Below are 11264 nucleotides of genomic sequence, written 5' to 3'. Positions count from 1 at the left end.
ATAAAAGGGGGCAAAATGCTTTGGAATATAATCAAAAAATAACTGCTTCTCTCTTTTTAGGATTGTCTATTTGCTTAACAGGATGCGGCATTTCTGATGAGGAAGCAAATAATAAAGAAATAAATAATGCAAAGCCAATGGGGTACTATTCCAATGAGCATCATGAAAGGAATAATGGGGGAAATGCACGAATATTGGATAATGAAGATAATGATGGTCCCCTTGTCGAAATGATGGATCATACACTGGGAGAAGAGGGACAAACAGGTGCTTCTAATGTTGAAAACGTAAACGATCGTAGGCAAACAAGAGCGGAGACGAAGGAAGAAATAACAAATAGAGGAAATAGAACCAATGTAACCTATGATAATCAATTAGCTAAGACAATTGATCAAAAATCGGCAAGTGTAAAAAATATAAAGGATGCACATTCCTTAGTTTATGGAAATAATGTGCTTCTTGCTGTACAGATGTATGATAAAAGGGAAATGGATGCGACTAAAAAAAGACTAGAAAAGAAAATTACACCATATGCTGGCGATAAAAATATTTCTATTATAACAGATCAAGGAATATTTTCTGGAATTGAAGAAATCAATAAAAAAATCAGAGAAGGAAAACCAAATAAAACGATTACAAATAATATCGAAGACATATTTGAACAATTGAATATAAGATAAATGGAAACTAAGAATCAGTTTTTCTCCATCTAGATTCCTTATTTTTTATCGTCCCCTTAGACGAGGGCAAAAGCTTGTTATTGTATGATCCAGAATAACTTGGTAGGACTTCTTTTTCTACTAGGTATTCTGGATTTTGTTAATGTTTGTAAAAAAATGTTCTATATAATTAATGATAAAGTAAAAAATGTTCTTAATCATGAATCTTTTATCATAAATCCCTTTAAAAACAGAAAAAAATACTTTATAATGAAAAATATATTCTTTATAAAGAACATAATGGGTGGGGAGTATGATGAAAGTTTTACTAACTGGTGGATACAGCAACAGTATCGGATTAGAAGTAATACATCAATTATTACATAATAATATTCAAGTAGTTGTAGTGGATGAGTTAAAGGAGATATATCCGATTTTTCCTTTATCCATTGTTCCCTATTATCAACAAAAAATAGAGAAAGACAGTTTATTAAAGATATTAGTGAAAGAAAAAGCAACGATCATCATTCATCTAAAGCAAGAAAAAATTTCAGATAGCATAAAAGAATCATTTGAGGCTTCCGAAAACAATATTGCTGCAACAATTGATGTATTAGAAGCAAGTGCAGCTGCCAATGTAAAAAAAATAATTTTTTCCTCCTCGATTTCTGTATATGGAGAATCGGAAGAACTGCTAACAGAAAATTCTCCTTTGCAGCCACTACAATTTGAAGGCATCTCAAAAAAAATAGAAGAACAGTATATAAAAAATTATCATCTATTATATGGATTAACTTATACGATTTTACGGTTTGCTGCTATATATGAACTAAACAAAAAAGACACATTAACGGATGGAAAAAAAGATGGCGTTTACATAAAGGATGGAGCAGCAGCTATCATAGCAAGTTTAAATCAAGGGGATAATGAATTTTTTAATATTTTATCAATGACTACAAGGGCAGATAAAAGCAGAATATCAATAGAAAAAGCAAAAAAAATGCTGTGCTGGAAACCAAGCGCCTATTCCTTTTTACCCGATAATAAGATCTATAAGGATTAAAAACTTTTGATTGTCAGCAATGTTAAAGGAAATAAATAGAGACTTGCTCTTTTAAAAAGAATAAATGGAAAGTAAAGCAATAGGTTCATAAAGTTTTCAGAATGAAAAAAAATAATATGGTGAGAATAATAGTGATAAAGTGAAATGTGGGCAGATGGGGCATGCAGCTTTCAAACAAAGCGGATGTTTATATTTCATCTCCTCCTTTTAAGGGCAGTGTGCCTTTTTCCTTTATTCAGGCCAAAAAACAGTTCTTTTTAAAAATTGTTTTGTAAAAGTATTAAAGAGGTGGTTAAAAATGAAAACCAGATTCCTTTTATTCTTAACTGTTTTTCTATTTTTTTTGATAGGTTCTTATTCGATGATAACTAGTATAGGATATGCAAAAGCTTCTAGCACTTTTCAGAATCATCCAAAACAATTTCATATAGTATTAAAAAGAATCTATTTAGATGGGGAAATAAGTGAGGAAAATATAGAAGAAACGGTTTGGTCTATGGAAGATTTTTGGTCAAAGTATGATAAGTGGCAGCTTGCAGACAAAAATAGCGATATACTTGTTTTTACAAAAATAGTGGATGATATATCTCCTTTGTTAAAAACAAATGGTTATTTTGGAATTTCCGATGAAGGGATATTAACCATTTATAATGGGAAACCAGAAAAGTCCAATATTATTCAATCGTTTTTTCAAATAGATTTGAAAAAACTAGAGTCCACACAACAGAAGCATTTGCGAAAAGGCATTCCCATTAAAACGAAAGATCGTTATGTTGAAGTTTTGGAAACTTTTAAGAATTACACCATTGTGGAAGAAGCTAAATGAATCTTATAGAAAAATGATCTATAAAACTTTTATGTGTGCGAACATGAATCTCCGCCGTTCATAAAAGTTTTTTTTGCGTGGAAAAGAAAATATGGTTGTTCTTCTTTAATGGGGAAACGGTGACGGAATATTATGAAAATCATCTGAAATAGTAGTTTTTCTTTAATATATGATAAAATAAGCATTAGGTTTTAAAAGGAGCGAATTGATTTTGTATGAATATATTAAAGGAAAAATAGATTTTGTAGGACCAGAATACATTGTGCTCGAGAACAATGGCATTGGATATCAAATAAAAACACCGAATCCTTTCTCTTTTTCTTCTTATGCTGGACAAGACATTGCGGTTTTTATCTATCAGTATGTGAGAGAAGATATAATCAGTTTATATGGATTTCGCTCACGAGAAGAAAAAGCATTGTTTACTATGCTTCTGAACGTTTCAGGAATTGGCCCTAAAGGGGCTTTGGCTATTTTGGCAACAGGGGAGCCAAGTCAAGTCATCAACGCAATAGAAGAGGAAGATGAATCTTTTTTAGTTAAGTTTCCTGGAGTGGGCAAAAAAACAGCAAGGCAAATGATTCTCGATTTAAAAGGCAAATTGCAAAATCTTATGCCGGATTTTTTCCCCAATCTTTTTACTGCGGAGGAAGACGAAAAAAAACAAATGGGCGATTTGGAATTAGAAGAGGCCTTGCTGGCTTTATCTGCACTTGGATATTCAGAGAAAGAAATTAAAAAAATTACGCCAAGCTTAAAAAGGGAGCAGCTTACAACTGATGAGTATATTAAGCTTGCATTAAAACTGCTGTTAAAATAAAAGCAGCAGCAGGAGTTTTTTGCACTGTAAGCATTTTTAATGAAGGGGGGGAAAGAAATGGATGAGGACCGCATTATATCTGGCGACGCGGACATGCAGGATATTTCTTTTGAACAAAGCCTGCGGCCGCTTTTTCTAAAAGATTATATCGGCCAGGATAAAGTCAAAGAAAATTTGGAAGTATTCATTCAAGCGGCAAGACAGCGGCAGGAAGCTCTTGACCATGTATTATTATATGGTCCTCCAGGTCTTGGAAAAACAACATTAGCTACTATTATAGCCAATGAAATGGGTGTGAATATTCGTACAACCGCAGGTCCGGCCATTGAAAGGCCTGGAGATTTAGCAGCTATTTTAACAGCTTTAGAGCCTGGAGATGTGCTTTTTATTGATGAAATTCACAGACTTCCACGATCCATTGAAGAAGTATTATATCCTGCTATGGAAGATTTTTGTTTAGATATTGTTATAGGAAAAGGACCAAGCGCAAGATCGGTACGCATTGATTTGCCCCCTTTTACCCTGGTCGGAGCAACGACAAGAGCTGGAGCTGTTTCTGCTCCGTTAAGAGACCGATTTGGCGTGTTGTCAAGGTTGGAATATTACGAACAAAAGCAGCTTAAACACATTGTTGAAAGAACAGCAGAAGTGCTGCATACACCAATAATAGAAGATGCAGCTTGGGAGATTGCAAGACGTTCTAGAGGAACTCCAAGGATTGCTAACAGACTTTTGCGCAGGGTAAGGGATTTTGCCCAAGTAAAAGGAAATGGCAGCATTACAAAAGAGATTTCCACTTTATCATTAGAGCTTCTGCAAGTGGACCGTTTAGGACTTGATCATATTGACCATAAATTAATAATGGGAATGATACATAAATTTCGAGGGGGTCCTGTCGGACTAGAAACAATTGCTGCGACAATCGGTGAAGAAGCTCATACTATTGAAGATGTGTATGAGCCTTATCTATTGCAAATTGGCTTCTTGCAGAGAACTCCTAGAGGAAGAGTAGTGACTCCACTTGCATATGAACATTTTCAGATGCAAAAAGATGAGGAATAACAAGAAATAAACGAAACAGGTGACCATATTGAAAGTAGAATTATTTGATTTTCATTTGCCAGAAGAACTGATTGCCCAAACTCCCCTTGAGGATAGAACAAGCAGCAGACTAATGGTTGTAAATAAAAAAACAGGCAGTTTAGAGCATCGCAACTTTAAAGATATTATTGAGTATATAAATCCTGGCGATTGTCTTGTTCTCAATGATACAAGAGTATTGCCGGCAAGACTTTATGGAGAAAAAGAAGATACAGGGGCACATATTGAAGTTCTGCTGTTAAAGCAGCAGGATGGAGATAAGTGGGAATCTTTAGTGAAGCCGGCAAAACGAGTGAAAGTGGGGACGGTGATTTCTTTTGGAGAGGGCCGTTTAAAAGCTGTATGCGTACAAGAATTAGAGCATGGTGGAAGAGTGCTGGATTTCCAATATGATGGTATTTTTTATGAAATACTGGAAGAACTTGGCGAGATGCCATTGCCTCCATATATAAAAGAAAAACTAGATGATCAAGATAGATACCAGACAGTATATGCGAAAGAAAGAGGTTCAGCTGCGGCTCCGACAGCAGGCCTTCATTTTACAGAAGAATTGCTTGACTCTTTGCAGAAAAAGGGAGTTCATATTGCGTTTATTACGCTGCATGTCGGCTTAGGAACTTTTAGGCCGGTAAGTGTTGATGATGTCGATAGTCATGAAATGCATGCAGAATTTTATCAGTTGACGAAGGGAACGGCTGATTTGCTGAATAAGGTAAAAGCAAATGGAGGGAGAATTATTTCTGTTGGCACGACATCAACAAGAACATTGGAAACAATCGCTGCAGCCCATGATGGAGTGTTTAAAGAACAAAGCGGCTGGACAAATATTTTTATTTATCCTGGCTATGAATTTAAAGGCATTGATGGAATGATTACAAATTTTCATTTGCCAAAATCAACACTTATTATGCTTGTCAGCGCCCTTGCTGGAAGAGAACAAATATTACATGCATATGAAACAGCAGTTGAGATGCGGTATCGCTTCTTTAGTTTTGGAGATGCGATGTTTATCACGCGTTAACGGGCTTTTGATTCCCGCCTAGGAGGCATAAGAGAGAACAAGAAATCTAGACGGGGAGAAAATTGCCTGTAAAGGTCCGATTGTTAGTTTCCTTTTATCTGTTAGCTTTTTGCTAATATGTAAAAGATATAAATTGTATTAAAACTAGTTAGATATTTTTGCATTATAAAGAAAAAGGAGAAAAATACATTGACAGCAATACGCTATGAATTTATCAAAACATGCAAACAAACTGGTGCTAGACTGGGCATTGTCCATACACCACATGGATCCTTTGAAACACCTGCATTTATGCCAGTAGGAACATTAGCTACTGTAAAAACAATGGCTCCTGAAGATTTAAAATCGATGGGAGCTAATATTATTTTAAGCAATACCTATCATTTATGGCTTCGTCCTGGGCATGAAATTGTCAAAGAAGCAGGCGGACTTCATAAGTTTATGAATTGGGATAAAGCTATTTTAACTGATTCTGGCGGTTTTCAAGTATTTAGTTTAAGTGATTTCCGCAAGATTGAAGAAGAAGGTGTACACTTCCGCAATCATTTAAATGGGGATAAGTTATTTTTATCTCCTGAAAAAGCAATGGAAATTCAAAATGCACTCGGATCAGATATTATGATGGCTTTTGATGAATGCCCTCCGTACCCAGCTGAGTATGATTATATGAAAAAATCAGTAGAAAGAACATCCAGATGGGCAGAGCGCTGTTTAAAAGCACATAATCGTCCAGAAGATCAAGGGTTATTTGGCATTATTCAAGGGGGAGAATATGAGGAGTTAAGAAAACAAAGTGCTAAAGATTTAGTTTCATTGGATTTCCCTGGATACGCAGTTGGCGGTTTATCTGTTGGAGAACCGAAAGATGTTATGAATAGAGTGCTGGAATTTACCACCCCGTTAATGCCTGATAATAAGCCTCGTTATTTAATGGGAGTAGGATCGCCTGATTCTTTAATCGATGGAGCGATTCGCGGAATTGATATGTTTGACTGTGTATTGCCAACGAGAATTGCCAGAAATGGGACAGTAATGACAAGCGATGGCCGTTTAGTAGTGAAAAATGCAAAATATGCTCGAGATTTTGGGCCGCTAGATCCAGAATGTGATTGCTATACATGCAAAAATTACAGCCGTGCCTATATTCGTCACTTGATACGATGTGACGAAACATTCGGAATTCGACTTACATCTTACCATAATCTTTATTTTCTGTTAAACTTAATGGAGAATGTCCGTCAAGCGATCCGTGAAGATCGATTAGGCGACTTCAAAGAAGAGTTTTTTGAACGTTATGGATTTAACAAGCCAAACGCTAAAAACTTTTAAATAGATTGGGATTTGAAAGGAGGGGAAATATATGCAACAAATTATGGGATTACTTCCTTTTATTTTAATGTTTGTTCTGTTTTACTTTTTGTTGATCCGTCCACAGCAAAAGCGCCAAAAGGCGGTTAGACAAATGCAAAGCGATCTGAAAAAAGGGGACAAGGTTGTTACAATTGGTGGTCTTCATGGAATGGTTGATGCAATTGATGAAGGTACTGTTGTAATCAAGAGCGGCGATGGAAGCCGTCTAACATTTGACCGAAGTGCAATACGTGATGTATCAGCGTCTTCAAGCACTGTTTTAGATAAAGCATAATAAAAAAGCAGCAGGAAAAACATTATCCTCGCTGCTTTTTATTATATTTTTTATGCAGTACTTCCTCTTGAAAGGTTAACCCCTAAAATGCCGCCCATCATGCAAATTAACGTATAGCAGATATGATAAATAAATTGTTCAGCCGTAAACAGCTGATCCAATCCTAAAAAGGTAAATAAAAATACAATCAGAGAATAAGTAAAGCCTGTTAATCCTCCTAGAAACCAACCTTTTTGTTTTCCTTTTCCTCCAGAGATAAACCCTCCTGTAAACAGGGTAATAAATGAAACGATAGTTATGGCATATTGCAAGGAAGATTCCTGCAATGACGTAAACTTGAGCAGCAAAGAAAAAAGTATGCTGCTGGTTATTAAAAGAATAAAAATTGAGATCAGGCCATATAAAATGGCACTTCCAACATGTTTGCTTTCTTCGATTGTAAACCTCTCCCTTCAAAAGCTTTAGTTTTCATAAATAAAACATTCTAGTACAAGCATATTCACCAAGAAAAAAAATAGAATCATAAAATGGCTGGCGAACTTTTTTATTGCTCATTAACAGGATTTTGAACACCAACTCAAGGTTATAAGAAAAAGTTAGAAATCTAGTCGGGGGAGAAACTTACCTGTGAAAGCTTGGTTGAAGCTTTGCTTTAACTTTGTTTACTAATCAACTTTTAGAAAAATAATACCCAGAATTTATTTTTGTTTTTGACAAAACATAAATAAAAAAAGCAAACAAAGAGTGGGGGGAATAGAAGTGGAAGAATATATGATTATTCTTTTTAGAACCATACTCATCTACACATTAATCGTTCTTATTTTCCGTTTAATGGGAAAAAGGGAGATAGGGGAGTTGAGCATTCTTGATTTAGTTGTATTTATTATGATTGCAGAGATTGCTGTTGTAGCCATTGAGGACATAAAAGCACCACTATTGCCTACATTAATGCCAATGTTTATTTTATTATTTATTCAATTGCTGTTGGCGTTTTTTTCTTTGAAAAGCAAAAAACTTCGCGATCTTATTGATGGAAAACCAACTATTATCATAAATGATGGAAAAATCGATGAGCAGGCAATGAAGAGTCAACGATATAATTTTGATGACTTATTGCTGCAATTGCGAGAAAAGGATATCCGCAATATTGCCGATGTTGAGTTTGCCATATTAGAAACCTCTGGAAAATTATCCGTATTTGAAAAAGATCAGAGTATTTCAGGAATCACAATGCCTCTTATTATTGATGGAATTATTCAGGAAGAAAATTTGTCGAAAATCGGACAAACAACTTTTTGGCTAAGGAAAGAATTGAAAAAGCAAGGATGCATAAACATAAAAGATATTTCATTTTGCAGCTATCAAGACGGGATATTTTATCTTGATTTTTTTGATAAAAAATAATGCTTATTTAATAGAGAAGGAACTGTTAAACTTGCCTGTTGATTTCCACTCCAGGTGTCCGCTTGCCGCGGATGGTCCGGGAGTCTCATGCCTTCCATTCCAATCAATAAAGTGCCAAAATCTATTCTAAGCATTACATAACTTTTTTTAAAATTAAATACAAAAAAACGAGGTTGGGACACAACTAATTAGATAATCTGTAAAGACGAATAATCTCTACCTTTCGCTTTAAAATAAAGGCTAGTTTCGCAATCTTGGTTACTTGTTTTTTTACATATAGTCAAGTGTAAAAACTAATTCGTTCCATTGCGCTACAGACACTCCCTCTCTGCGGGGTCTCAGCCTTTCCTCTACTTCCCGCAGGAGTTGAGTGTCCTCCGCTCCATTCCACTTCTTTTTTAAAGGTTGTTATCTAAAACTATTTAAAAAAATAGAAAAAATTAATTATTTAGGCTGCGGGCAATAACAACAAACTTTACTGAAACCACCCTTTTAAAAGTTTAAAAACGAATAATTATATGTAATTACCATATAATTATTCGTTTTTATTTTCAACTGGAATACTTATGTTCCAGCCTCGTTTTTATTTTAGGAAAGCAATGTTCCTAGCCACGGTATTTTTCGCAGATCATCCTTTTTTAGAAGTTTTAATAAAAACAGCAAAATAATATAACAAATGGTGATAAAACAGGTTACAATAATAACTTTTAGCGGCAAAGAAGATACATTGAGCCATTTGGTGCAGAGCATTCCTAAATAACCGGATGCAAAAATGACAACTAGCATTTTTATGTAATCTTTTATATAGATAGAAAAACTGATTGTCTTAATAATTGTTGCAAAATGAAGCAGGGTTACAAGTACAAATCCCACAATTAAAGCAATAGCTACACCATATATTCCAAATTCGGGACGGCTGGCCAAACAGAAAATAATGATGGTTTTTACCAAGGCTCCAATAAAACTATTAATCATAGCGGCACGAGCTAAGTTAAGGGCCTGTAATGTTGCCTGCAGTGGTCCTTGGTAATAATTCAATAGAAAAAAAGGTGCCATAAGCTGAATAAAGGATGCTCCTCTAGAACTGTTATACATAACAGTCATTAAAGGCTCTGCTAGGACGAATAATACAACGACAGCAAGTCCACCAGTCATAAAAGTAAAACGAAGAGCCTGCTGCAGCAGGTGATCTATTTTTTTATATTCATGATTTGCGTTTGCTTCACTTATTGCAGGGACAAGAGATGTCGAAAGAGATTGGGTGAAAAAAGATGGCAGCATTAAAAGAGGAAGGGCAAATCCTGTTAACACTCCATATTGTTTGGTCGCATTTATCGCCGTTAAACCAGCCAATGCTAAACTGTGGGCAACAACGATAGGCTCTATAAACCAAGCGACGCTTCCAATCATTCTGCTTCCAGTTGTAGGAAGAGCTACTTGCATTAACTCCTTGAATGTCTGTTTACCATTTGTGACATATTGAAAGAATTTTTTTCTTAAAGGAAAGGATTTTTTCCATTTGAAAGATGCTAATAGAAAAAGCAAAGATGCCAATTCGCCAAGAACCGATGCTAACATGGCGCCAGCAGCTGCATATTCAATGCCTAAAGGCAAAAATGCTTTTGTAAGTGCCGCGATTAAAGTAATGCGCACAATTTGTTCAATCACTTGAGAAGTCGCAGCAGGCTTCATATTCTGCCTTCCTTGGAAGTAACCTCTTAAAACAGAAGAAACAGCAATGATAGGAATAATTGGCGTGATTGCAAGAAGTGGCGTTAATGTTCTTGGATCTGTAAACAATGTTTGCGATAAATAAGGAGCCAGCAGAAATAAAGCAGGTGTAAATAAAACAGTAAGTGCAAGTGTAGTGGTTAGCGATACAATTAGAATGGATTTTACTTTTTTATGATTTCCTTCTGCTTCTGCCTCTGCAACATTTTTGGAGATGGCAACAGGCAATCCAAGCTGTGTAATGGTTACGACGAGAATGAGTGTAGGATATACCATCATATATAATCCGACTCCATCTTCTCCTATAAACCTTGCAATCACTATACGATTAATAAAGCCTAGTATCCTTGTTATAAATCCTGCAATTAATAAAATGATGGTTCCTTTTAAAAACTTAGACATTTCATTCCCTGCCTTCTCAAATAGCGAATAATACTATACAATTAACTATATGCAAGCATGTGGACAAAGCATGACTAGGAAAGATTATTTTTTGCTGTTTGTTCGGCCAGATGTTCGGAAGGAAAGCCAAAAAATAGAATAAAAGAATTTTTTTAGGGTTCCTGGATATTTGAAATCGGCCAACGAAAAAAGTTAGCAGAAAAATGAATGGCCATTACTCCTTCCTAACGGTTCAATAGATTTCTGGTATGTAAATAATCGATAAGGGAGCTGTTTTCTAGTGTCGTCAGAGCATATATATGATGAGTATCGTTTGGAAATACAACCAGCTTTGCGAAGTAAATTAGAAGAATTTCAATTGCTGGGATATGATACGATCTCAGAAGATGATCTATGGAAATATTTAACGCAAAAAAAATGGAAAAGATCATTTGGAGATAGGCGGATTTTTGAGCTGGTGCAAGATGTGCTGCATGTGAAAATTTCAGAATATATGAATTTCGCTACAATTGAAGCATTTAAGCTGGATAATTTTTTTACGCAATTAACGGAAGAAGAGAAAAGAGAACTGCTAAAGTAAAAATGAATTATG

Annotated in this window: 12 protein-coding genes; 10 read left to right on the top strand and 2 right to left on the bottom strand. The window is 35.3% G+C overall.

The window, feature by feature from the left end; translation table 11 throughout:
* Nucleotides 1-20 precede the first annotated feature (20 nt).
* The 8 genes from NCCP28_RS04015 (at nt 21) to yajC (ending at nt 7135) form a co-directional block, all read left to right on the top strand.
* On the top strand, nt 21-680 hold the full coding sequence (locus tag NCCP28_RS04015; RefSeq protein WP_248560089.1) for a YhcN/YlaJ family sporulation lipoprotein: 660 nt from the start codon (nt 21-23) through the stop codon (nt 678-680).
* Between the two features lie 292 nt (nt 681-972).
* Nucleotides 973-1722, top strand: a complete 750-nt coding sequence (locus NCCP28_RS04010; protein WP_248560088.1) for an NAD-dependent epimerase/dehydratase family protein — start codon at nt 973-975, stop codon at nt 1720-1722.
* A gap of 298 nt (nt 1723-2020) precedes the next feature.
* The gene (locus NCCP28_RS04005) at nt 2021-2548 is read left to right on the top strand and encodes an intercompartmental signaling factor BofC (protein ID WP_248560087.1); all 528 of its coding nucleotides are present in this window, start codon (nt 2021-2023) and stop codon (nt 2546-2548) included.
* Between the two features lie 211 nt (nt 2549-2759).
* The gene (ruvA, locus tag NCCP28_RS04000; RefSeq protein ID WP_248560086.1) at nt 2760-3368 is read left to right on the top strand and encodes a Holliday junction branch migration protein RuvA; all 609 of its coding nucleotides are present in this window, start codon (nt 2760-2762) and stop codon (nt 3366-3368) included.
* Nucleotides 3369-3425: 57 nt separating this feature from the next.
* Nucleotides 3426-4430, top strand: coding sequence for a Holliday junction branch migration DNA helicase RuvB (gene ruvB / locus NCCP28_RS03995; RefSeq protein ID WP_248560085.1), 1005 nt, complete (start codon nt 3426-3428; stop codon nt 4428-4430).
* A gap of 28 nt (nt 4431-4458) precedes the next feature.
* On the top strand, nt 4459-5490 hold the full coding sequence (queA, locus tag NCCP28_RS03990) for a tRNA preQ1(34) S-adenosylmethionine ribosyltransferase-isomerase QueA (RefSeq protein ID WP_248560084.1): 1032 nt from the start codon (nt 4459-4461) through the stop codon (nt 5488-5490).
* Between the two features lie 189 nt (nt 5491-5679).
* On the top strand, nt 5680-6819 hold the full coding sequence (gene tgt, locus NCCP28_RS03985) for a tRNA guanosine(34) transglycosylase Tgt (RefSeq protein WP_248560083.1): 1140 nt from the start codon (nt 5680-5682) through the stop codon (nt 6817-6819).
* 31 nt (nt 6820-6850) lie between these two features.
* The gene (yajC, locus tag NCCP28_RS03980; RefSeq protein ID WP_248560082.1) at nt 6851-7135 is read left to right on the top strand and encodes a preprotein translocase subunit YajC; all 285 of its coding nucleotides are present in this window, start codon (nt 6851-6853) and stop codon (nt 7133-7135) included.
* Between the two features lie 50 nt (nt 7136-7185).
* Here the strand turns inward: yajC and NCCP28_RS03975 are convergent, their stop codons facing one another.
* Nucleotides 7186-7542, bottom strand: coding sequence for a TIGR04086 family membrane protein (locus NCCP28_RS03975; RefSeq protein ID WP_309296614.1), 357 nt, complete (start codon nt 7540-7542; stop codon nt 7186-7188).
* Between the two features lie 352 nt (nt 7543-7894).
* On the opposite strand from NCCP28_RS03975, the gene NCCP28_RS03970 reads away from it, so the two are divergent.
* Nucleotides 7895-8539 (top strand): DUF421 domain-containing protein, encoded by a 645-nt coding sequence (locus tag NCCP28_RS03970; protein ID WP_248560081.1) that lies wholly within the window; start codon nt 7895-7897, stop codon nt 8537-8539.
* Between the two features lie 588 nt (nt 8540-9127).
* Here the strand turns inward: NCCP28_RS03970 and spoVB are convergent.
* Nucleotides 9128-10672 (bottom strand): stage V sporulation protein B, encoded by a 1545-nt coding sequence (spoVB, locus tag NCCP28_RS03965; RefSeq protein WP_248560080.1) that lies wholly within the window; start codon nt 10670-10672, stop codon nt 9128-9130.
* Nucleotides 10673-10952: 280 nt separating this feature from the next.
* On the opposite strand from spoVB, the gene NCCP28_RS03960 reads away from it, so the two are divergent.
* Nucleotides 10953-11252 carry a post-transcriptional regulator gene (locus tag NCCP28_RS03960; protein ID WP_248560079.1) on the top strand — a complete coding sequence of 100 codons (300 nt, stop codon included), beginning with the start codon at nt 10953-10955 and terminating at the stop codon, nt 11250-11252.
* The last annotated feature ends 12 nt before the right edge of the window (nt 11253-11264 follow it).

It is taken from the genome of Niallia sp. NCCP-28, assembly GCF_023168165.1.
Classification (GTDB): domain Bacteria; phylum Bacillota; class Bacilli; order Bacillales; family Cytobacillaceae; genus Niallia.
The sequence above is the reverse complement of the archived record's forward strand: the minus strand, read 5'-3'. Positions and strand labels throughout refer to the sequence as shown.

Excerpts from the sequence above, each read along its gene's own strand:
- NCCP28_RS04010 (WP_248560088.1), top strand. The coding sequence starts at position 973 with ATGATGAAAGTTTTACTAACTGGTGGATACAGCAACAGTATCGGATTA.
- NCCP28_RS04005 (WP_248560087.1), top strand. The coding sequence starts at position 2,021 with ATGAAAACCAGATTCCTTTTATTCTTAACTGTTTTTCTATTTTTTTTG.
- ruvB (WP_248560085.1), top strand. The coding sequence starts at position 3,426 with ATGGATGAGGACCGCATTATATCTGGCGACGCGGACATGCAGGATATT.
- yajC (WP_248560082.1), top strand. The coding sequence starts at position 6,851 with ATGCAACAAATTATGGGATTACTTCCTTTTATTTTAATGTTTGTTCTG.
- spoVB (WP_248560080.1), bottom strand. The coding sequence starts at position 10,672 with ATGTCTAAGTTTTTAAAAGGAACCATCATTTTATTAATTGCAGGATTT.